General features: G+C 70.0%; 20 protein-coding genes. 7 read left to right on the top strand and 13 right to left on the bottom strand.

Annotation, left to right across the window (positions count from 1 at the left end):
• Positions 1-40: 40 nt before the first annotated feature.
• From OG588_RS35760 to OG588_RS35745, 4 genes are all read right to left on the bottom strand, one after another.
• Positions 41-1,132 (bottom strand): ATP synthase F0 subunit B, encoded by a 1,092-nt coding sequence (locus OG588_RS35760; protein ID WP_405950839.1) that lies wholly within the window; start codon positions 1,130-1,132, stop codon positions 41-43.
• A gap of 99 nt (positions 1,133-1,231) precedes the next feature.
• Positions 1,232-1,741 (bottom strand): pantetheine-phosphate adenylyltransferase, encoded by a 510-nt coding sequence (gene coaD, locus OG588_RS35755; RefSeq protein ID WP_019058670.1) that lies wholly within the window; start codon positions 1,739-1,741, stop codon positions 1,232-1,234.
• The gene (gene rsmD / locus OG588_RS35750) at positions 1,738-2,325 is read right to left on the bottom strand and encodes a 16S rRNA (guanine(966)-N(2))-methyltransferase RsmD (RefSeq protein WP_405950838.1); all 588 of its coding nucleotides are present in this window, start codon (positions 2,323-2,325) and stop codon (positions 1,738-1,740) included. The genes coaD and rsmD overlap by 4 nt, the downstream gene beginning before the upstream one ends.
• Positions 2,326-2,409: 84 nt before the next feature.
• Positions 2,410-5,646, bottom strand: coding sequence for a helicase-related protein (locus OG588_RS35745; RefSeq protein WP_405950837.1), 3,237 nt, complete (start codon positions 5,644-5,646; stop codon positions 2,410-2,412).
• Positions 5,647-5,814: 168 nt separating this feature from the next.
• On the opposite strand from OG588_RS35745, the gene OG588_RS35740 reads away from it, so the two are divergent.
• Together OG588_RS35740 and OG588_RS35735 are read left to right on the top strand one after the other, a co-directional pair.
• A complete protein-coding gene (locus OG588_RS35740) occupies positions 5,815-7,632 on the top strand; it encodes an HSP90 family protein (RefSeq protein WP_405950836.1) in 1,818 nt (605 codons plus the stop codon).
• The gene (locus tag OG588_RS35735; RefSeq protein WP_405950835.1) at positions 7,632-10,571 is read left to right on the top strand and encodes a tetratricopeptide repeat protein; all 2,940 of its coding nucleotides are present in this window, start codon (positions 7,632-7,634) and stop codon (positions 10,569-10,571) included. The genes OG588_RS35740 and OG588_RS35735 overlap by 1 nt, the downstream gene beginning before the upstream one ends.
• A 25-nt stretch (positions 10,572-10,596) precedes the next feature.
• On the opposite strand, the gene OG588_RS35730 is transcribed toward OG588_RS35735, so the two are convergent.
• Positions 10,597-12,309 carry a DAK2 domain-containing protein gene (locus tag OG588_RS35730; protein WP_405950834.1) on the bottom strand — a complete coding sequence of 571 codons (1,713 nt, stop codon included), beginning with the start codon at positions 12,307-12,309 and terminating at the stop codon, positions 10,597-10,599.
• A gap of 260 nt (positions 12,310-12,569) precedes the next feature.
• On the opposite strand from OG588_RS35730, the gene rpmB reads away from it, so the two are divergent.
• The gene (gene rpmB / locus OG588_RS35725; protein WP_004924906.1) at positions 12,570-12,755 is read left to right on the top strand and encodes a 50S ribosomal protein L28; all 186 of its coding nucleotides are present in this window, start codon (positions 12,570-12,572) and stop codon (positions 12,753-12,755) included.
• 91 nt (positions 12,756-12,846) lie between these two features.
• Here rpmB and thiD read toward each other — a convergent pair whose 3' ends face one another.
• Both thiD and OG588_RS35715 read right to left on the bottom strand, forming a co-directional pair.
• Complete coding sequence (thiD, locus tag OG588_RS35720) at positions 12,847-13,632, bottom strand: bifunctional hydroxymethylpyrimidine kinase/phosphomethylpyrimidine kinase (RefSeq protein WP_405950833.1); 786 nt, start codon at positions 13,630-13,632, stop codon at positions 12,847-12,849.
• A complete protein-coding gene (locus tag OG588_RS35715; RefSeq protein WP_019058663.1) occupies positions 13,629-14,594 on the bottom strand; it encodes a thiamine-phosphate kinase in 966 nt (321 codons plus the stop codon). Before OG588_RS35715 ends, thiD begins: the two co-directional genes overlap by 4 nt.
• A 203-nt stretch (positions 14,595-14,797) precedes the next feature.
• Between OG588_RS35715 and OG588_RS35710 the strand changes: the two genes are divergently transcribed.
• Positions 14,798-15,031 carry an Lrp/AsnC ligand binding domain-containing protein gene (locus tag OG588_RS35710; RefSeq protein WP_327401057.1) on the top strand — a complete coding sequence of 78 codons (234 nt, stop codon included), beginning with the start codon at positions 14,798-14,800 and terminating at the stop codon, positions 15,029-15,031.
• Positions 15,032-15,051: 20 nt separating this feature from the next.
• Positions 15,052-15,543 (top strand): DUF3515 domain-containing protein, encoded by a 492-nt coding sequence (locus OG588_RS35705; protein ID WP_405950832.1) that lies wholly within the window; start codon positions 15,052-15,054, stop codon positions 15,541-15,543.
• A gap of 28 nt (positions 15,544-15,571) precedes the next feature.
• Here OG588_RS35705 and OG588_RS35700 read toward each other — a convergent pair whose 3' ends face one another.
• From OG588_RS35700 to OG588_RS35690, 3 genes are all read right to left on the bottom strand, one after another.
• Positions 15,572-16,729: a D-alanine--D-alanine ligase family protein gene (locus OG588_RS35700; protein WP_019058661.1), complete on the bottom strand. Its 1,158-nt coding sequence runs from the start codon at positions 16,727-16,729 to the stop codon at positions 15,572-15,574.
• 186 nt (positions 16,730-16,915) lie between these two features.
• Positions 16,916-17,926 (bottom strand): NAD(P)H-dependent glycerol-3-phosphate dehydrogenase, encoded by a 1,011-nt coding sequence (locus tag OG588_RS35695; RefSeq protein WP_266862697.1) that lies wholly within the window; start codon positions 17,924-17,926, stop codon positions 16,916-16,918.
• A complete protein-coding gene (locus OG588_RS35690) occupies positions 17,923-18,732 on the bottom strand; it encodes a lysophospholipid acyltransferase family protein (RefSeq protein WP_405950831.1) in 810 nt (269 codons plus the stop codon). Before OG588_RS35690 ends, OG588_RS35695 begins: the two co-directional genes overlap by 4 nt.
• A 144-nt stretch (positions 18,733-18,876) precedes the next feature.
• Between OG588_RS35690 and cofC the strand changes: the two genes are divergently transcribed.
• Complete coding sequence (gene cofC / locus OG588_RS35685) at positions 18,877-19,515, top strand: 2-phospho-L-lactate guanylyltransferase (RefSeq protein ID WP_405950830.1); 639 nt, start codon at positions 18,877-18,879, stop codon at positions 19,513-19,515.
• 29 nt (positions 19,516-19,544) lie between these two features.
• On the top strand, positions 19,545-19,748 hold the full coding sequence (locus OG588_RS35680; RefSeq protein WP_366098885.1) for a hypothetical protein: 204 nt from the start codon (positions 19,545-19,547) through the stop codon (positions 19,746-19,748).
• Between the two features lie 85 nt (positions 19,749-19,833).
• On the opposite strand, the gene OG588_RS35675 is transcribed toward OG588_RS35680, so the two are convergent.
• The 3 genes from OG588_RS35675 to leuD all read right to left on the bottom strand — a co-directional run bounded on the left by OG588_RS35675 (position 19,834) and on the right by leuD (position 21,714).
• The gene (locus OG588_RS35675) at positions 19,834-20,475 is read right to left on the bottom strand and encodes an HU family DNA-binding protein (protein ID WP_405950829.1); all 642 of its coding nucleotides are present in this window, start codon (positions 20,473-20,475) and stop codon (positions 19,834-19,836) included.
• A gap of 138 nt (positions 20,476-20,613) precedes the next feature.
• A complete protein-coding gene (locus tag OG588_RS35670) occupies positions 20,614-20,844 on the bottom strand; it encodes a hypothetical protein (RefSeq protein WP_019058655.1) in 231 nt (76 codons plus the stop codon).
• Between the two features lie 276 nt (positions 20,845-21,120).
• The gene (gene leuD, locus OG588_RS35665; protein WP_266862695.1) at positions 21,121-21,714 is read right to left on the bottom strand and encodes a 3-isopropylmalate dehydratase small subunit; all 594 of its coding nucleotides are present in this window, start codon (positions 21,712-21,714) and stop codon (positions 21,121-21,123) included.
• Positions 21,715-21,716: the final 2 nt, after the last annotated feature.

Raw genomic sequence — 21,716 nt, 5'->3', positions numbered from 1 at the left:
GCCCAATCCGGTGTGCGCTCTCGGCCACCGGCCCCGATCGCTACAGGCCGCGACCCTGCTCGTACGCCCGCAGCTGCTCCGCGCTGATCATGCCGGTGTCGAAGAGGCTGGTCTCGTCGAGCGCGTAGCCCTGCTGAGCCTGGGCCTGCTGGTTCTGCTGCTGGTCGAGCTGGGCCTGGTGCATCTGGTTCGGGTCGTACACGGGCTGCTGGCCGGTGTCGTAGCCCTGGTAGGCGTAGGGGTCGGCCTGCTGGTACCCGTAGGGGTCCTGCTGCTGGGGCTGGGCGTAACCCTGCTGCTGATAGCCGTACGGATCCTGCTGCTGCGCGGTCTGCTGGTAGTCGTAGGCCGCCTGCGGGGCGTAGTCCTGCTGCTCGGGCTGGAGCGGGGTGGCCGAGACCGGGGTGTCCGTGACGGTCGCGAGGTCGGCGAGGTAGTCGGCGTCGCTGGTGTGCTGGACCTGGTTGCCGTCGTCGTCGAGGGAGAGGGCGCCGAGGTCGTCGCTGGCGATCCGCCCGTGCAGCTTCTGCCGGCCCTTTCCTACGGCCTCCAGGGTCTTGGCGAGGACCGCCTCGAAGGCGCCGAGCTTGACGTCCACGTACGCGTCGGCGTCGCGGCGCAGGGTCTCCGGGTCGTGGCTGCGCTCGGGGGCGTCCTCGTCCTCGTAGCCCTGGTCGTCGATGCCGGGGCCGGTGCCGAGCAGCTTCTCGCGGCCGCGGCCGACCGAGCCGAGGGTCTTGGTGAGGACGACCTCGAAGTTGGCGAGCTTGGAGTCGACGTAGTCGTCGGCCTCCGCGCGGACCTCCTCGGCCTCCTGGCGGGCCTCGGCGAGGATGCGGTCCGCCTCGTTCTGCGAGCGGCGGGCGACCTCGGTGTCGGAGATCAGCGAGCCGCGCTCGGCGTGCGCGGTCTGGATGATCCGCTCGGCCTCCTGGCGGGCCTGCTCGACCATCTCGTGCCGGCCACCGATCAGCTCCTGCGCCTCCGCCAGCGAATCGGGCAGGGCCGCACGCACCTCTTCGAGCAGCGTGAGCAGCTCGGCGCGGTTGACCACGCACGAGGCCGACATGGGCATGGAACGGGCGCTGGAGACCGAGGCGACGATCTCGTCGAGCTTCTTCTGCACGTCCACCGTGTGCTCGCCACTCTCTACCGACGTGTTGGAGACGGACGGGTCGACTGTACGACCACTCCCGCCCCGCCCGACACCGGGTGACGCACTGTCAGTCCCTCAGGCCTTGCCGAGCCGCTCGGTGAGCGCCTCCAGGACCACGCCGGGTACCAGGTGGGAGATGTCGCCGCCCCACTGCGCGACCTCCTTGACCAGCGAGGACGACAGGAAGCTGTAGGTGGGGCTGGTCGGGATGAACAGGGTTTCGACGCCCGACAGTCCGTTGTTCATCTGGGCCATCTGGAGTTCGTAGTCGAAGTCGCTGACCGCGCGCAGGCCCTTGACGATGGCGGGGATGTCGCGCTGCTTGCAGAAGTCGACGAGCAGGCCGTGGTAGGCCTCGACCTGGATGTTGCCGAACTCCGCGGTGACCTCGCGGATCAGCTCGATCCGCTCGTCGACGGTGAACATGCCCTTCTTCGACTGGTTGATCATCACGACGACGTGCACGACGTCGTACAGCCGGGAGGCACGGGCGATGATGTCGAGGTGTCCATTGGTGATGGGGTCGAACGACCCCGGACAAACGGCGCGGCGCAACTGAGTTCCCTCGCTCTCCGGTCCGGTCATCGTGCGTCTTCGCACGTAGAGGCGGCGCGACCGTACCAAAAGGTCCCCTCGCCGTAGCGACGGGCCCGGATCGCGTCGAATCCGTCCGGCCACCCGAATTCGCCGCCTCTGGTGCTGCGCTCCACGGTGACGAGAGCGTCCGGCGCGAGCCAGCCCCCGGACCGGAGTGTGAGGAGAATCTCCCGAAGATCGTGATCTGCGACAACGTACGGCGGGTCGAGGAAGACGATGTCGTACGGGTCTGTCGGCGCCGGTGTCTGAACGATCTGTTCCGCTTTGCCCGCCCTGACCTCGGCGCCGGGGAGGCCGATGTTCTTGACGTTCTCCCTGATGACGCGGGCGGCCTTCGGGTCGGCCTCGACGAGGAGGGTGTGGCTCGCGCCGCGGGAGAGGGCTTCGAGGCCGATGGCGCCCGAGCCTGCGTAGAGGTCGAGGACTCGTTCGCCGTTCAGGGGGGCGCCGAGGAGGGACTGCCAGGTGGAGAAGAGGCCCTCGCGTGCGCGGTCGGAGGTGGGGCGGGTGCCGGTGCCTGGCGGGACGGCGAGTCGACGTCCGCCGGCTTCGCCGGCGATCACGCGGGTCATCTGGGGTCCTTGTTCGTGGGTCGGTGCAGGTCCATTGTGGCTGGTCGCGCAGTTCCTCGCGCCCCTGAAGAAGGTGGCCTTCCGCTAGCCCTTTTCCAGGTACTGCTCTCTCTCCTCGTCCAGTAGCGCGTCCAGTGCTGTACGCAGGCCCGGCAGACGCTCCAGGTCTGGGTCGGCCGCCACCACCGCCGTCGCCTCCTCCCGCGCCTCCGCGATGACCTCTTCGTCCTCGATGACCGACAGCACCCGCAGGGAAGTACGGGCGCCGGACTGCGCCTGCCCCAACACATCGCCCTCGCGCCGCTGTTCGAGGTCGATGCGGGAGAGTTCGAAGCCGTCGAGGGTGGAGGCGACGGCGTTGAGGCGTTGGCGGGCGGGACTGGCCTCGGGCATCTCGCTGACCAGGAGACAGAGGCCTGCCGCCGAGCCACGACCGACTCGGCCGCGGAGCTGGTGGAGCTGGGAGACGCCGAAACGGTCCGCGTCCATGATCACCATGGCCGTGGCGTTGGGCACGTTGACGCCGACCTCGATGACCGTCGTGGCGACCAGGACGTCCGTGTCCCCGGCGGCGAAGCGGCGCATCACGGCGTCCTTGTCGTCGGGGTGCATACGGCCGTGCAGCACCTCGATCCTCAGCCCCTGGAGCGGGCCCTTGGCGAGCTGGGCCGCGATGTCGAGGACCGCGAGCGGTGGACGCTTCTCCGCCTCGTCCTCGGGGGACTTCTTCTTGGCCTTGCCGGCCTTCTTGGGGTCGTCGTCCTCGTCGCCGATGCGCGGGCAGACGACGTACGCCTGATGGCCGTTGGAGACCTCCTCGCGGACGCGCTCCCAGGCGCGGGCCAGGAAGTGGGGCTTGTCGGCGGCGGGGACGACATGGCTGGCGATGGGGGAGCGGCCTGCCGGGAGTTGGTCGAGGACCGAGGTCTCCAGATCGCCGAAGACCGTCATCGCGACCGTGCGTGGGATGGGGGTCGCGGTCATGACGAGGAGGTGCGGGGGCTGCTTGCCCTTACCGCGCAGGGCGTCTCGCTGTTCGACGCCGAAGCGGTGCTGTTCGTCGACCACCACCAGACCCAGGTCGTGGAACTGGACCTTGTCCTCGATCAACGCGTGCGTGCCGATCACGATCCCGGCCTCACCGGTGACGAGGTCCAGGAGTGCCTGACGCCGCCCGGCCGTCCCCATGGAACCGGTGAGCAGCGTGACCTTGGTGGCCCGCTCGGCCCCGCCCAGCATCCCGCCCTCGGCCAACTCCCCCATCATCTCGGTGATCGACCGGTGATGCTGCTGAGCGAGCACTTCGGTGGGCGCGAGCATCGCGGCCTGACCGCCGGCGTCGACCACGGCGAGCATCGCGCGGAGGGCCACCATGGTGTTGTGGGTCACTGTGAAGTTGTCGGTGACGTAGGCATGGCTGGGGTGCGTGACGCTGATGCACTGAACGGGTTTACGTCCGACGTACTCAACTGCTCGGATTCCGCGACGGAATGTGCGGAATGTGTTGTATTTCGGCCTGGTCCCTGCTCGTTCGGCTTTGCGGGCGAGCCTGAACGGCGCGTATTCGTCGGGCAGGGCCACAGAGACGTTGAAGGACGCCTTCTTCGGCAGGACGCGTGCTCGACCGCCGAGTGAACGCACCAGCCAGGCAACGTCGTTCGCCAGTGTGAGCGAGGCAGAACAGAACGAGGGACTGAAGCCGTCCGCGTCGACGGTGCCCTCCGTATCCATCAACCCTTGCAGCAGAGCAAGGCGGTTCTTGATCGACGTGTTCTTGAATTCGTCGGGAACGAACTTGCTGTGCGATGTGACACCCCAGAGATTCAACCCACGCAAGGTCTGGATCACGGGGTTGCGGACCCCTCCAGCACGTTGGGCAAGCTGAACGGTGAAGTCGCCACGGGAGCCCTTCACCGGGACCACGTGGCACTCAGGGGCGACAGCCGCCGCCACGGCATCACGGATCTCGTCGTCCATCGTGGACAACCGCAGGTTGTGCCGGAATGAGCCGTCGCCCAGAAGGACACCGAACAGGTAGGGATCGAGAGGCAGTCCACAGTCGCCGCCCAGATCGACTGGAGCGGCTGCTGGGAGATACCACTTCGAGGATCCGTTGGCCCTGAACGTGTCCAGGCGGATCTCCCGAGTCGTCATGACCTTGGGGGTCTGTCCTCGGTGCCACCCGCGGCTCGTGCCGACGATCCAAAGATGTTCGTCGTCGCACTCCACGTGGCTGCCGTCGGAGAGGACCAGGCGCCAGACCTCACGCTCTCCCTGGGGGAAGACCCCGTCGATCAGCGCGATCTCCCCGTCCGGCACGACAACCTCGTCCCTCACCGTCAGATCGCCCATACGACGGAACCCGGCGGGTGTGAGCACGAGCGAGTCGAGCGGCTGGGCCTTGCCCGATCCGACCTCCCCTTGGAGCAGCCGGTGCATCGGATGCTCCGTAGCCAGATCGTCGAAGATCTCCTTGGACACCTTCACCTGCCCGTCCGTGAGCGTGAACGGAAGGCGGTCGTCGAAGGCGGAGAGGAGGCCGTCGGGGGACGGTTTGCGGGCTACGGCGGGGAGTTGGGCGTCCGCGTGGCGGCGGCGGGCCAGGGCCACCTGGAGGACGAAGGCCTCGTCCCACTTGAGGCGGTCGCGGGCGGCGGCGATGTCCGCCTTGGTGTGGGGGCGGTGGATCTTGAGGAGGGCCTCGGGGAGGGAGACCAGGCCGCGGCCCTCGCGGAGGGAGTCCGGGAGCGGGTCCACGGCTTCCTCGGCACTGGGCAGTGCCGTCTGGAGGGCCTTGCCGATCTTCCAGGACTCCAGTTTGGCGGTGGCGGGGTAGATGGGGATCAGGGTGCCCGCCCAGGTCTCCACCGTCTCCTCGGTGTCGCCCTTCAGCAACTCGTATGCCGGATGAGCGAGTTGAAGACGGCGGTTGAAGACGGAGACTTTGCCCGCGAACATCGCGCGCGTGCCCGGCAGCAGTTCCTTGTGGGGTTTATGAACTCCCGAGCCGAAGAAGACGAGTTGGAGTCGGCCGCTGCCGTCCGTGATCGTGACTTCGAGACGCTGGCCCTTGCCCCGGGGGGCCTTGCTGGACGCGAAGGAGTGCAGGCGGGCGTCGGCGACCTGGGCGACCACGGTGACGTGCTCGTCCATCGGCAGCTCGGCGAGGTGGGTGAGCTGGCCCCGCTCCTCGTAACGGCGCGGGTAGTGATGCAGGAGGTCGCCCACCGTGTGCAGGCCGAGATGCTCGGCCATCACCTTCGCGGTGGCGGGGCCGAGCACCTTTTTCAGGGGTTCTTCCAGTGCGGGCACGAGATCCATTGCACACCACGCCACTGACAATGCCGTATACGTCTTGCGAAACTCCTGGTCAGGTGGGTCGTTCGCGGCCTAGGATGGCGCGCTCCGGCCATCCCCCGCGGTCACCGCCTCACAGGGACCGCCCGACCCTCGCGCCGATCGCACTTCCCCCACCTCGGCGCTGCGACGATGGACTCCCAGACCTCACAGTCATCCCAGTCACCTCACACGTTCCAGGTCGACCTGCGCGGTCTGGTGGACCTGCTCTCCCATCACCTCTACTCGAGCCCCAAGGTCTATCTGCGCGAGTTGCTGCAGAACGCCGTGGACGCGATCACCGCCCGCCGGGCCGAGCAGCCCGACTCCCCTGCCCTGGTACGGCTGTTCGCCGACGGGGGCACCCTGCGCGTCGAGGACTCCGGCGTCGGGCTCACCGAGGCGGACGTGCACAACCTCCTTGCGACCATCGGCCGTAGCTCCAAGCGCGCCGACGGGCTCCAGGAGGCCCGCTCCGACTTCCTCGGGCAGTTCGGCATCGGGCTGCTCGCCTGTTTCGTGGTCGCCGAGCGGATCCGGGTCGTCAGCCGCAGCGCCCGTACGCCCGACGCGCCGCCCGTGGAGTGGACGGCGACCGACGACGGGTCGTACACCGTGCGGACCCTGCCCCACGCCGAGCGCCCCGAACCGGGCACCACCGTGCACCTGGTGGCGCGTGCGGGCGCCGGTGAGTGGCTCACCAAGGAGAAGGTCCTCGCGCTGGCGCGGGACTTCGGGGCGCTGCTGCCGTACGACGTGCGCGTGGACGGCGAGGCGGTCACCGATCTGCCCGCGCCCTGGGACCGGTCGTACCCGAGTCCCAGCACCCGCAGGGTGGCGCTGGCCCGGCACTGTCACGACCTGTTCGGATTCACGCCGTTGGACTCGATCGACCTGTCGGTGCCGCTCGCGGGGATCCGGGGTGTGGCCTACGTCCTTCCCGGTGCCGTGAGTCCGGCGCAGCGGGCGAGTCACCGGGTGCATCTCAAGGGCATGTTGCTCACCGAGCGGGCCGAACAGCTGTTGCCCGACTGGGCGTTCTTCGTGCGCTGTGTGCTGGACACGGACAGTCTGCGGCCCACCGCCTCGCGCGAGTCGCTGTACGAGGACGAGACGCTGGCCGCCGTACGGGAGGCGCTCGGGGAGCGGATCCGCGCGTGGCTGACCGGGCTCGCGGCGGGTGATCCGGAGCGGCTTGCCGCGTTCCTGTCGGTGCACCACCTGGGGGTGAAGTCCCTGGCGCGGCACGACAAGGAGATGCTGCGCACGATGCTGCCGTGGCTCCCGTTCGAGACGACCGACGGACGGGTGTCCCTGGAGGAGTTCGCACAGCGCCACCCGGTGGTGCACTTCACGCGGACCGTCGAGGAGTACCGGCAGGTCGCGCCGATCGCGTCCGCGCAGGGCATCGGGGTGATCAACGGCGGTTACACCTACGACGGCGAGCTGGTCGAGGCGCTGCCGTCGGTGCGCCCGGGGACGGTGGTCGCCGAGCTGGACTCGGACACCGTGACCGCGCACCTGGACTCGGTCGACCCGGCCGAGGAGCTGGCCCTGGCGGACTTCCTGGCCGCCGCGCGGGCCAAACTGGACCCCCTGGGCTGCGATGTCGTCCTGCGGGCGTTCCATCCACTGTCGGTGCCCGCGCTGCACCTGGACGACCGCTCGGCCCGGCACGAGCAGGCCCGCGCGGAGGCCGAGGAGCAGGCCGACGACCTGTGGGCGGGCATCCTGGGCTCGCTGCGGGGCAGCGCTCCACGCGCGCGTCTCGTGCTCAACCATCTCAACCCGCTGATCCGGCGCATCAGTTCACTCAGGGACCGGGACCTGATCGGGACGGCCACGGAGTCCCTGTACGGGCAGGCACTCCTGATGGCGCAGCGACCACTGCGTCCCGCCGACTCGGCGCTGCTGAACCGGGCGTTCATCGGCCTCCTGGAATGGGCCACACACGGGGAGAACGACCACTGATGACAGGGATCACGGACTTCGACGCGCTGCGCCGGGCGATGGCGGAGAACTCCGAGGAGCCGGAGGGACCGGCCCGCAACGCGCGCGCGGAGCAGCTGCTGGCCGAGGCCGAGAAGCTGGACGTTCCGCTCGCGGTGATCGAGGCGCTCGGGCACCAGCTGAAGGTCTACAACTACAGCTCCGAGAAGGACAAGATGTTCGTCCCCTTCGCGCGCCTGCTGCGCATGTGGGACGAGCGGCCCGAGGACTTCGACGAGTACGAGGTCCACTCGCTGCACTGGGTCTTCAAGTGGATGTCGTCCGGGATGCTGGGCCAGCCGCACATCCCGCTCGCCTCGATCGAGAAGTGGCTCGGCGAGATGGACCACCGCTACCGGCTGGCCGGTCACTCCGAACGGGCCGTGCGCAGCGCCGAGTTCAGCGTCGCCTCGCACGTCGGTGACCTGGCGCGGGCCGAGCGGGCCTACGCCGCGTGGCTGGCCGCCGACCGGGACACCATGGCCGACTGCCACGCGTGCGAGCTGCACACCCAGGGCGAGTGGCAGGTGCGGCAGGAACGGTACGCCGAGGCCCTCGGCCTGTGGGCGCCGGTCCTGGAGGGCGAGTTCACCTGCGCCCACGAGCCGCACACCGTCCTCGCGTCCTCCCTGGCCCCGCTGCTGCACCTGGGACGGGCCGACGAGGCGCGCGCCCATCACCTGCGCGGTTTCCGTCTCGTACGGCCCATGGAGAGCATGCGGGGCGCCTACGCGGACCATGTGGAGTTCTGCGCGCTGAGCGGCAACGAGGCGCGCGGTCTGGAGCTGCTCGCGGAGCGTCCGGCGTACTTCACGGACTCCGGGAACCCGCAGAGCGGGCTGGACTTCCTGGCCACGGTGACCCTGCTGATGGACCGCCTGACCGAGCTGGGACTCGGCGACCAGCAGGTGCCCGGGCCGACCGGCCGTATCTGGACGGCACGCGAACTCGCCGCGCACGCACGCGTGGAGGCCCTTTCCCTGGCCGCCCGCTTCGACGAGCGCAACGGCACGACCCACGTCGGCGACCGGGCACGCGCGCGCATGGACCAGCGGCCCCTGGTGGAACGGCTCCCCCTGGGAGTGCGTTCGGCGGGCCGGCCCGTCGCGGCACCGGTGACGCCCACGGCACCCGAGGTCATCCCGGAGAAGGACCTCACCGCGCTCCTCACGGAGGCGCGACGGCTGTCGGACACCCTCCAACCGCACGCCGTAGAGGCCTGGTTGGCCGTCTCGCAGGCTTCCGAGGGCGTCGAGCTGTCCGCCCGCGACCGCGCCGAGATCGCCGACCACCAGGCGATGGACCGGGGTCCCGAGGGCATCGCCCTCTTCGAGCGCGCGGCCGAGCTGTTCGCCGAGGCGGGCGACCCCGGGGAGGCGTGGGCGGCACGCGCGCGTGGAGCGTACGTACGCGCTCTCACGGGCGAGATCGACGAGGCCCTCACCGCGATCGCCGAGCCGTACGACGGGGTGCTCGCCCTGTACTCCGAGGAGGGCACCGGCGTACGGCAGACGGCGGCCGTGCTGATGAGCCGGGCGCGCATCCTGATGCGCAGGGTCCACGGGGACTCCCCCGATCACACCCCCGACAGCGGGGACCTGACCACCGCCGAAGCCGCCGTACGGGAAGTGCTCGCCCTGGTCGAGGGGCACACCGGGGACGATGTGCGGCTGGCCGCGCGGGGGGCCGAGGGGCAGGCGATGCTGGCCGAACTCGCGGTGCGGGGCGAGGACTTGGAGACGGCCGTGCGGCTGTTCTCGAAGGCGTCTACGGCGTTCGTGGTCGCGGGGCTGCCGTGGTTCGCGGTGGAGTACGAGGCCCGGCTGGCCGGGCTCGCCCATCACCTCGGGGACGTCACGGAGGCGGAGCGGGCGCTGCGGGCGGCCCTGGAGCACGGTGGGCCGTATCTGGAGGCCCCTGGGCGGGCTCAGCTGCATCTCCAGCTCGCCGAGGTGCTCGGCGGCCGTGGACGGTCCGAGGAGGCCGCTGAGCACGCCCTGGAGGCCGCGCACTGGTCCGACGAGGCGGGCGAGGGGCCGACGCTGGGCGCCTGGGCGCGGCACCAGCTCGGCGGCTTCCTGCTGCGCCAGGGCCGCTGGGCCGAGGCCGCGGAGGTGCTGGAGTCGGCGCTGCCCGACCTGAGCGTCGAGACGCACGGCGACGGCGCGATCGTCCAGACGCAGTGGTGGCTCGGTGACTGTCTGAGCGAGCTGGGCGAGCACCGGGCCGCTGCCGAACGGCGTTTGCAGGCGGCCGAGATCGCCCGGACCTGGCCCGAGCAGAACGACCACGCGACGCTCGCCCACCTCGCCGCCGAGTCACTGGGCCACGCGGAACTGCCCGCCGAGGCGGACCAGGCGTACGAGCGCGCGGGCGAGCTGTGGCGGTCCCTGGGGAACGTGCACGGGCTCGTCCGCTCACTGCGTGCCCGCGCGTGGCTGGCGTTGCGCGCGGACCTGGCGGACCGGGGCCTTGACCGCGCGCGGGAGTTGATGGCGGGCGCGATCGAGGAGTGCGAGGCCGCGCTGCTCGTGACCGACGACCAGGAAGCGCGGCAGCGGCTCACCGGCGAACTCGGCCACACGCACCGGCAGTTCGGCGAGCTGCTGGCCCGTTCCGTCGCCGAGGAGGCCGAAGACACCGCGATCCAGGCCGCGTTCGAGGATGCCCTGGCGCAGACCGCGGAGTCGGTCACCGTGTTCGCGGCCCTAGGGGAGGGCGCGGTGCACACCCGCACCGGCGCCGAACTCGCCGCGGGCTGGCTGGAGGCCGACCTCAGCCGCCCCGCCGACGCGGCGGCACGCGCGCGTGGCGTGCTGAAGGCCTACGAGGGCGCCGACGACGGCGACGAGACGGTGCGGGCCCGTCGTGCCGAGGCGGAGCAGCTGCTCCAGCTGATGGAGGAACAGACGGAGAAGTAGGGGGAGTTGGGGCGGGGCCGGAGTCCTACTCCACGCCGATGAGCAACAGGGCACCCTGCCGGCCGCCCCGGTACACCACCGTGTCGACGGCGAGGTACGACTCCCGGACGTGCACCTCCAGGATGTCGGCGACGCTCACGGGTGCCTCGTCACCGAGGACGAGCGTGACCAGCTCGCCACCGGCCGCGAGCATGCGGTCGAGGACGGCCCGGGCGGTGGCCGTGACGTCGGCACCGATCACCGCCACATCGCCGTCGACGAGCCCCAGGACGTCCCCTGCCTGGCAGATGCCGGCCATGGTCCAGGACTGGCGTTCGGCGACGGCGACCTCGGCGTAGCGGGTCGCGCCCGCCGCCGAGGTCATCGAGACGACGTCCTCGTCGAAGCGCCGCTCCGGCTCGTGCACGGCGAGCGCCGCGATCCCCTGCACCGCGGACCGCGTCGGGATCAGCGCGACCCGAATGCCCTCGGCACGGGCCTGCTCGGCCGCTGCCGCCGCCGTATGACGCAGCTCCGCGTCATTGGGCAGCAGCACGACCTCACGCGCGTGTGCCCGCCGTACCGCCGCGACCAACTCCCCACTGGCAGGCGGCTCTCCTGGGCGCGCGAGCACAGTGGTCGCGCCGGCCTCTCCGTAGAGCCCCGCAAGACCCTCCCCCGGCACGACGGCGACGACGGCCCGCTGAGCGCGCTCCCTGGGCGGCCGTTCGGCACCCGTGGTGTGGACGTCGCCGAGCCCGAAGTGGGTGATCCGGATGCGGTACGGCCGCCCGGCCTCGACGCCCGCCTCCACGGCGGCGCCCGCGTCGTCGACGTGCACGTGGACGTTCCACAGGCCGTCGCCGCCGACCACGACGAGCGAGTCGCCGAGGGCGTCCAGCCGCTCCCGCAGCCGCGTCACGGCCGAGTCGTCGGCCTCCAGGAGGTAGATCACCTCGAAGGCGGGGCCGCCCTCGCAAGGGGTGGCCGCAGTGGCTCCGGGAGCCGAAACGTCCTCCACGCGTGCGTGCGTCCCGTCAGCGGCTGCATGCGTCCCGTCAGCGCCCACGCGTGCGTGCGTCTCCAGGACCCTGAAGACCGGCACCTCTCCCGTGAACGTCTCCACCAGCGCGGCCAGCACCGCCACCAGCCCCCGCCCGCCCGCGTCCACGACTCCCGCGCGCTCCAGGACGGCCAGTTGCCCGGGGGTCGCGGCCAGCGCCGCGCACGCTCCCTCGTAGGCGGCCCGTGCGACGGTCCCGCAGTCGCCCTGGGTGTCGTCGGCCGCGTCCGCCGCCGCCGAGGCGACCGAGAGGACCGTGCCCTCGACCGGGTGGGCCACCGCGTGCCGGGCGGAGTCGGCCGCGCGGCGCAGGGCGAGCCGTAGCCCCTCCCCGTCCGTGTGAGCCGTCTCACCGTCGGCGGCGAGGACCTGGGCCATGCCGCGCAGCAGCTGCGCGAGGATCGTCCCGGAGTTGCCGCGCGCCCCTATGAGCGCCCCGTGGGCCATCGCCTGGGCGGCGTCGGCCAGCGGCGGTTTCCGTTCGGTCAGGGTGCCGTGCCCGTCGAACACCGCCTCGACCGCGGCGGCGGCGGACTCCATGGTCAGGTACAGGTTGGTACCGGTGTCCCCGTCGGCCACGGGATACACGTTGATCGCGTCGATCTCCTCGCGCGCACGCCCCAGCGCCCGCAGCGCGAGACCGCACCAGGTACGCACCGCGAGAGCATCGAAGAATGTCTGCGGCACCTGCGGCACCTGCGCCTCCTTGAGCTGCTGGACTGGGAACGCAGCGTAGACCTTGGGGCGGCCCGGTCCCGAGGAGGGCCGGAGCGAGGCCCCGACCAGGCATGGTAGTTTCGTTGCACTGGCGCGGTCGTTGTATGCTGCTCCGGTTGCCCGATCCCGATCGGGCCATCCGCCCTGGCAGCGCCACTTCCAGATCCTACGATCTCGATCCCGGCATGCCGGGATCATCCGTAAGTGCATCTGTGCATCTGAAGTCTTTGGAGTGACCCGTGGCTGCCAACTGCGACGTCTGCGGCAAGGGGCCGGGCTTCGGCAACAACATCTCGCACTCGCACCGCCGTACACCGCGTCGCTGGAACCCGAACATCCAGCGCGTTCGTACCGTGGTCGGCGGGACGCCGAAGCGCGTGAACGCTTGCACCTCGTGCATCAAGGCCGGCAAGGTCTCGCGCTGACGCACTGCTGAGCGCGCGGCCACTGCTGGTTCGCTGCATCGAGCCGGTCCACCTCGTGTGGGCCGGCTTTTTGCCGTGCCCAGGGGCAGGTTCAGTTGCCGAAACGCCACCCATGATCCACCGGCCCGATCCCCCCGCCGAGCGCGAACCCCGCCGCGATCGCCCCCGTGACATACACCTTCGCCGCCGTCACCGCCTCCGGCACCGACCGCCCCTTGGCAAGCTCCGAGGCGATCGCGGAAGCAAGCGTGCAGCCGGTCCCGTGGGTGTGCCGGTTGTCGTGCCGGGGAGCACGCAGCCAGTGCTCCTCAGAACCGTCGGTGAGGAAATCCACGGCGTCACCCGGCAGATGACCGCCCTTGATCAACACCCAACGCGGCCCGTACGACAGCACAGCCGCCGCGGCCTCCCGCACCTGCGCCTCCGACTCGACCCGTACGCCGGTGAGTTGCGCCACTTCGTCCAGATTCGGCGTGGCTACGGTCGCCACCGGCAACAGCTTCGTCCGTACGGCGTCCAGCGCGGAGTCCGCCAGCAGCGAGTCCCCGTGCTTCGAGATGCCGACCGGGTCGACGACCGTAGGAACATCCGTGTCACCGATCAACTCCGCGACCGTCTCGACGAGTTCGGCCGACGCGAGCATCCCGGTCTTCACGGCCTGTACGCCGATGTCGTCGACCACGCTGCGGTACTGGGCGCGCACCGCCTCCGCCGGAAGTTCCCAAGCCCCTTGCACACCGAGGGAGTTCTGCGCGGTGACCGCCGTGACGACGCTCATGCCGTGCACACCGAGCGCCAGCATCGTCTTCAAGTCGGCCTGGATCCCGGCCCCGCCACCGGAGTCGGAGCCGGCCACCGTCAGTACAAGAGGCTTCACGACTCGATGTCCCCGAAGTGGTCCCAGCCGCCCTTGCTGGTCCAGGGCGCCCCGTCGACCGTCACCTGGGGCAGCGCCGAGGGGTTGAGGACCTCGCCGATCACCTTCCAGCGGGCGGGCAGCTTCACGTCCGGCGCGAAGGTCGCCACGATCGCGTGGTCCTCTCCCCCGGTGAGCACCCACTGAATGGGGTCGACGCCGACGGCCTGACCGATGTCGTTCATCTGCGTCGGGACGTCGATCGCGCCGGACCGGATGTCGATACGGACCTTGCTGGCCTCCGCGATGTGCCCGAGGTCGGCGATCAGCCCGTCGCTCACGTCGCACATCGAGGTCGCGCCGAGCCCGGCCGCCGCCGGACCCGCGTGATACGGCGGCTCAGGGCGCCGGTGCGCCTCGACGAACGCGCGCGGCGAGCGAAAGCCCCGCGACAGCACCGCGAACCCGGCCGCGGACCAGCCCAGCCACCCGGTCACGGCGACCACGTCGCCGGGCTGGGCACCACCCCGGGTGACCGGCTCCCGGCCCCGCAGATCGCCGAGCGCGGTGATCGACACCATGATCGTGTCGCCTCGTACGACATCGCCGCCGACCACCGAGGCGCCCGCGACCTGGCACTCGTCGCGCAGTCCGTCCATCAGCTCCATGGGCCAGGTGACCGGGAGTTCGGCCGGTACGACCAGCCCGAGGAGCAGCGCGGTCGGTACGGCGCCCATGGCGGCGATGTCCGCGAGGTTCTGCGCGGCGGCCTTGCGTCCGACGTCGTAGGCCGTGGACCAGTCGCGGCGGAAGTGGCGGCCCTCCAGCAGTATGTCGGTGCTCGCCACGACCCTGCGGTCGGGCGCGGCGACGACCGCGGCGTCGTCGCCGGGGCCGACCCGGACCGCGGGGGTGGTGGTGAGCCGGGAAGTGAGCTCCCTGATGAGCCCGAACTCCCCCAACTCACCGACGGTGCCCTTCATCGTTCGTCCTCTTCTCGTGACGGCAGCGCCCGGTCGCGAGCCGTCGGTGTGCTCGGTACGGTCGAGGTGACCGTCGACTTCAGTCGTGCCCGCGCCGAGGCACGTGGCCCAGGACCTCCGCAGGTCTCCCCGTGGTGAGCGGCGACGCGATACCGTGGCGTTCCTTTTCCCCACATGATCCTCGTGGCCGCCCTGGAGGTTCCGTGGTACAGGCGTACATCCTGATCCAGACGGAGGTCGGCAAGGCGTCGACCGTCGCCGAAGCGATCAGCAAGATCCCTGGAGTGATCCAGGCCGAGGACGTGACAGGACCGTACGACGTGATCGTGCGGGCCCAGGCCGACACGGTCGACGACCTCGGCCGCATGGTGGTCGCCAAAGTCCAGCAAGTGGACGGCATCACCCGCACCCTGACCTGCCCGGTGGTGCATCTGTAGCCCCCGTCTACCCTTGGCCGGTGAACTCTCTCCGTCACCGGCGCCGTTCTGTCCTCGGGCTGTCCGTGCTCGCCCCGCTGATCATCGTTGCGGGCTGCTCCTCAGCAGACGACAGCGCATCGGCGGCGGTTCCCTCGCCGGGCGCGAAGGTCACCGGGCTGTGCCGGAACCTGGACAAGGTGTTGCCGTCGAAGGTCGACGACCAGGGCCGCCGGGATCCCGAGCCCGCGTCCGCGCTGACCGCGGGCTGGGGGAACCCGGCGATCATACTGCGCTGCGGTGTCGTCAGACCCGCCAAGATGAACGACCCGGAGGCCGACGGGGTCGAGGTGAACGGCGTCGGCTGGCTCCTCCAGAAGGAGGACGACGGCTCCTTCCGTTTCACCACGACACTGCGCAAGGCGTACATAGAGGTGACCATCCCGAAGGACCGCACCGGAGACGGCATGGCGCCCCTTGTCGACCTCGCGAAGTCCGTCAAGAAGGCGATCCCCGAGGGGATCGCCGACTAGCCCGACTCACACCACGGAACCGACCGGCTCAGCGAAGCCCCGTCGACCGGCGCAGCGCCGCCTGCACCAGCAGGTCCACCAACTCCCCGTAGGGGACACCGCTGGCCTGCCACATCTGCGGGTACATCGAGATCGGCGTGAACCCGGGCATCGTGTTGATCTCGTTGATGACGAACTCGCCGTCTTCGGTAAGGAAGAAGTCCGCCCGCACGAGCCCCTCGCAGGAGGCCGCGTCGAAGGCGTCCACCGCGAGCCGCTGGACCTCGGCGGTCTCCTCCGGCGTCAGCGGGGCGGGCACGATGCCAGGAGTCGAGTCGATGTACTTCGCCTCGAAGTCGTAGTACGCGTGCTCCTGGGGCGGCGGAATCTCGGCCGGCACACTCGCGCGGGGCCCGTCCTCGAACTCCAGGACCCCGCACTCGATCTCGCGTCCGCGCAGCGCGGCCTCCACGAGGATCTTCGGGTCGTGCCGCTGGGCCTCGGCGATCGCCTCGTCCAGACCGGCCAGATCGTCGACCTTGGTGATGCCGATCGACGACCCCGCGCGCGCGGGCTTCACGAACAGCGGCCAGCCGTGCTCACCCGCGAAGTCGATGATCTTCTTACGCGCGGCGGACTCGTCCCGCTCCCACTCGCGCGGCCGGATCACCACGTAGGGGCCGACCTTGAGGCCGAACGAGGTGAACACCCGCTTCATGTACTCCTTGTCCTGGCCGACGGCCGAGGCGAGCACACCCGCGCCCACGTACGGCACACCGGACAGCTCCAGGAGTCCCTGCAGGGTGCCGTCCTCGCCGTAGGGGCCGTGCAGGACGGGGAAGACGACGTCGACCTCGCCGAGGGCCTTGGGCACGGATCCCGGTTCGCTGACGACGACTTCGCGGTTCCCGGGGTCGAGCGGGAGCACCACTCCGCCCTCGCTCGACTCGGCGAGTTCGTCGACGTCCGGGGTACGGCGGTCGGTGATCGCCATCCGCTCCGGGGCGTCGGCGGTGAGGGCCCAGCGGCCTTCGCGGGTGATGCCGATCGGCAGGACGTCGTACTTGTCCCGGTCGATGGCCGCGAGGACGGCGCCGGCGGTGACCACGGAGATCCCGTGTTCGGAGCTGCGACCGCCGAACACAACGGCCACACGCGGCTTGCGAGGCGGCTGCTCAGGGTTCTGGGAGAGGTTCTCGGTGCTCATATCGCGATGAGAGTACCCGGTGGTAGTGCTTTGAGTCAGCGTCCGTTGACGAGCGGCGGTTCGATCAGCGCCCTGAAACGGGCGGTTCGCGCAGCGCCCCAAAGGGGCGCGAGGAACTGCGCGCCCAGCCACGACGGCGCCGCAGCCGCCCAACGACCGAATGCGGCACCCCCTGGGGCGGAGCCCTCAACGACGCTCAGGCTTAGCGCTGCGCGACATGAGCTCCTTCACCGCGACCACCGGCGACTTCCCCTCGTGCACGATCTCGAACACCGTCTCCGTGATGGGCATGTCGACATCATGCCGACGGGCCAAGTCCAGTACGGACTCACAGGACTTGACGCCCTCCGCGGTCTGCTTGGTGACCGCGATCGTCTCCTGGAGGGTCATGCCCTTGCCGAGGTTCGTACCGAAGGTGTGGTTGCGCGACAACGGCGAGGAGCAGGTCGCCACCAGGTCCCCCAGGCCCGCGAGCCCGGAGAACGTGAGCGGATCCGCGCCCATCGCGATACCGAGCCGGGTCGTCTCGACGAGACCCCGGGTGATGAGCGAACCCTTCGCGTTGTCCCCGAGCCCCATGCCGTCCGCGATGCCGACGGCGAGCCCGATCACGTTCTTCACCGCGCCACCGAGCTCGCAGCCCACGACGTCGGTGATGGTGTACGGCCTGAAGTACGGCGTGTGGCAAGCGGTTTGGAGCCGGCGGGCCACGGCCTCGTCGGTGCACGCGACCACCGCGGCGGCCGGCATCCGGGAGGCGATCTCGCGCGCGAGGTTGGGTCCGGAGACCACGGCGATACGGTCCCGGCCGACCTTGGCGACGTCTTCGATGACCTCGCTCATCCGCATGACGGAGCCGAGTTCGACGCCCTTCATGAGCGAGACGAGGACCGTGTCGGGCGCCAACAGGGGTGCCCATTCGGCCAAGTTGGCGCGCAGCGTCTGCGAAGGGACCGACAGGACGGTGAAGTCGGCGTCGGCGGCGGCCTCGGCGGCGTCGGTGGTGGCCCGCAGGTTCTCCGGGAGTTCGACGCCGGGGAAGTAATCGGGGTTCGTACGTGTGGAGTTGATGGCCTCCACGACTTCCGCGCGACGCCCCCACAGCGTGACCTCGCACCCCGCGTCGGCGAGCACCATGCCGAAAGCCGTGCCCCACGAACCGGCGCTGAAGACAGCCGCCTTGACCGGCTTGCTCACGTGCCCTGCCCCTCTTCCTGCTCGACCTTCGGCTCGCTCGCCGACTCGGCCTGAGACTCCAACTCGTGGGTTTCCGCGGCCGTCCGGCGCCGCTGCTCGATCCGCTCACGGCGCGGGTCGTAGGGCGTCGCGGGTGCCTGCGCGCCGCGGACCTGCTCCAACAGGCGGGTGATGTCGGCCATGATGACCTCGGTCGCCTCCTTGAGGAGGTCCGGGCTCATCTCCTTGCCGTAGAAACGCGTGAGGTCCACCGGCGGACCCGCAAGCACATGGCTGGTCTTGCGCGGAAAGACGCGCAGCTTCTTGGCATACGGCGGGAGCAACTCGTTGGCGCCCCACTGCGCTACGGGAATCACCGGGCACTGGGTCTGCAGGGCCACCCGCGCGGCACCGGTCTTTGCCGTCATGGGCCATTGGTCGGGGTCCCGGGTGATGGTGCCCTCGGGATAGAACGCGACGCACTCACCGCGTTCCACGGCGTCGATCGCGGCGCGGAAGGCACTCAACGCGTCCGTGGTCTCGCGGTAGACGGGGATCTGTCCGGTGCCGCGCATCGCGGCGCCGACGAATCCCTTCCCGAAAAGGCTGCTCTTCGCCAGGAATCGCGGAACACGTCCGGTGTTGTACTGAAAGTGTCCGTATGCGAAGGGGTCCACGTGTGAATTGTGGTTCACCGCGGTGATAAACCCGCCCTCGGCCGGAATGTGTTCCATTCCGCCCCAGTCCCGCTTGATCAGAACCACCAGCGGCGGTTTGCAGAGGACCGCTGCGAAGCGGTACCAGAACCCGATTCTGCGGCGGGGCACGCGAACACCTTCCTCTTGGACCCGGGGGGCCGCACAAGTGTCACCCCAGGCCGTCGGTCTGTCGAGAACACCGTACGCCCCGCCACCGACACCGCCAGGGGCGCCGGGTGACAATGGCCGCGACAAGAGAGGGGCGGAACGCCCGTGCAGTGGACCTTGGTCATCCCCCTGAAGCCTCTGGCGCGCGCCAAGAGCAGGCTCTCGGACACCGCGGGCGACGGGCTGCGCCCGGGCCTCGCCCTCGCCTTCGCCCAGGACACCGTGGCAGCCGCGCTGGCCTGCCCGGCGGTCCGCGATGTGGCGGTCGTCACGGACGACGCCCTGGCCGGCCGCGAACTGGCCGCGCTGGGCGCCCGTATCGTCGCGGACGAGCCGGGAGGCGGCCTGAACGCCGCTCTGCGGCACGCGGCGGCGGTCGTGCGGGTTTCCCGCCCCGAAAGCGCGGTCGCGGCCCTGAACGCCGATCTGCCGGCGCTGCGCCCCGCGGAATTGGCCCGGGTCCTCGACGCGGCCGCCGAATTCCCCCGCGCTTTTCTCCCGGACGCGGCCACAATCGGTACCACCTTGCTCACCGCGCGAGAGGGCCGCGAATTGCGCCCGGCTTTCGGCCCGGATTCCCGCACCCGCCATCGCATCTCCGGGGCACGCGAACTCACCCTGGACGCGGTGGATTCCGTACGGCAGGACGTGGACACCGGCGAGGACCTGCGCGCGGCACTGGCCCTCGGGGTCGGACCGCGCACGGCGGCAGCGGCGGCGGGGCTGCTGATTCCGGGGCAGTAGACGGCAGTGGGCGGCAGTAGGCTGCGGCCATGCAGGCGACCGCTTACACCTACGACGCCGGAACCCGTACCGGAAGTGTGCTGCTCGACGACGGCACCCCGGTGCCCTTCGACGCCCCCGCGTTCGACGCGGGCGGGCTGCGGCTGCTGCGGCCGGGACAGCGGGTGCGGATCGAGACCGAGGGCCCCAAGGACGGGCTCAGGGTCACGCTGGTGACGCTGCAGACCTTCTGAACGCCCGCCTACGGGCCGTGAATACGCCGCGGGCCGGACTCCCAGAGGGAGTCCGGCCCGGTGCGTGAGTGCCCTGCACCCGTGACTAGCGGGTGGCGGTGGCCTTCTTGGCGGTGGTCTTGCGCGCCGTCGACTTCTTGGCGGGGGCCTTGGTGACCGTCGCCTTCTTGGCCGGGGCCTTCTTGGCGGTGCCGGTGGCCTTCTTGGCCGCCGTCTTCTTGGCCGTCGCCGTGGTCTTCTTGGCGGTCGCCTTCTTCGCCGTGGCCTTCTTGGCCGTGGCCGTGGTCTTCTTGGCGACCGTCTTCTTCGCCACGGTCTTCTTCGCGGCGGCCGTCGCCCTCTTGGCGGTGGTCTTCTTGGCCGCGGCCTTCTTGACCGTCGCCGAGGCGGTGCCGCTCAGGCTGCCCTTGGGCGCCTTCTTGACGGCGACCTCGCCGCCGCGCGGGAGCTTCTTCGAGCCGCTCACCAGGTCCTTGAAACCCTGGCCCGCGCGGAAGCGCGGCACGGAGGTCTTCTTGACCCGAACCCGCTCGCCCGTCTGGGGGTTGCGGGCGTAACGGGCCGGACGGTCGACCTTCTCGAACGAACCGAAGCCGGTGACCGAAACCCGGTCCCCATTGACCACGGCACGGACGACGGCGTCCAGAACCGCGTCGACCGCCTCGGCGGCCTGCTGACGGCCACCGACCTTGTCCGCAATCGCTTCTACGAGCTGCGCCTTGTTCACGTCTTCCCCTTCGGAGACATTGCCGGAACGAAACTGCTCCGGCTTTTTCGCACGTTAGGCAGATATATACCGCAAATCAAACACGAAACGGGCTAATCACCCGTGCGCCGCAACGAACTCGGCTGTCCTGGACTTGTTTCAGCGTTCCTCTTCCGGGAATCGACCCGCGTCGAGGTCCTCTGTGAACCGGTCCAGCCGCCTTGTCGCGTCGGCGAGATCGTGCTTGGCCGCGGCCGTAATGACCAGCAGCTTCCGGGTCAGCGCCATCCGTACGCCCTCCGGGACTTGCAGTGCGCGCACCCTTGTGTGCGCTTCCTTGAGTTGGTCCGCGACTGCCGCATAGAGCTTGAGTTGGCCGTCGTGTTCCATGCACAGATTGTGCCATCTGGGGCGAGTTGTCGCCTGCGGGGGTAGCAACTGGTGCCTCAAACAGCGTGACGGAGCCCGGCGGCAGCCTTGGCTCAAAGCTGCGCGTACCCCGTCAACACCCTGTCTAACACAGGGAGTTGAGCAAAGCGTTGCAGGCGCGCAGGGCCGTTCGGGTGCAGACATGGCTGTACCCCCAATCGTGGCGATCGGGGGTACAGACGGGGTGTCGCGTGGCCGAATCTCGACCCGTGGAAGGCCTCGTGAGGGTCCTTGGGGTCAGACCTGGACCGTCCGGGGCTTGTACGAGGGGCGCTTGGCCTCGTACGCGGAGATGTCGCCCTCGTTCTGGAGGGTGATGGAGATGTCGTCCAGGCCGTTCAGCAGCCGCCAGCGGGCGTTCTCGTCGAGTTCGAAGGCGGCGGTGATGCCTTCGGCGCGCACCTCGCGGGCCTCCAGGTCGACGGTGATCTCGGCCTGCGGGTCCTTCTCGGCGAGTTCCTGCAGCGCGTCCACGATCTTCTGCTCCAGAACCACCGTGAGCAGGCCGTTCTTCAGCGAGTTGCCGCGGAAGATGTCGGCGAACCGGGAGGAGATGACGGCCTTGAAGCCGTAGTTCTGCAGCGCCCACACGGCGTGCTCACGGGAGGAGCCGGTACCGAAGTCGGGGCCGGCCACCAGGACCGTGGCGCCCTTGCGTTCGGGGCGGTTGAGGATGAAGTTCTCGTCCTTGCGCCAGGCCTCGAAGAGCCCGTCCTCGAAGCCGTCCCTGGTCACCTTCTTGAGCCAGTGGGCGGGGATGATCTGGTCGGTGTCGACGTTGCTGCGGCGCAGCGGGACGGCCCGGCCGGTGTGCGTGGTGAATGCTTCCATGG

It is taken from the genome of Streptomyces prunicolor (assembly GCF_045162825.1).
In the GTDB taxonomy this organism is placed as follows: Bacteria; Actinomycetota; Actinomycetes; order Streptomycetales; family Streptomycetaceae; genus Streptomyces; species Streptomyces prunicolor.
The sequence above is the reverse complement of the archived record's forward strand: the minus strand, read 5'-3'. Positions and strand labels throughout refer to the sequence as shown.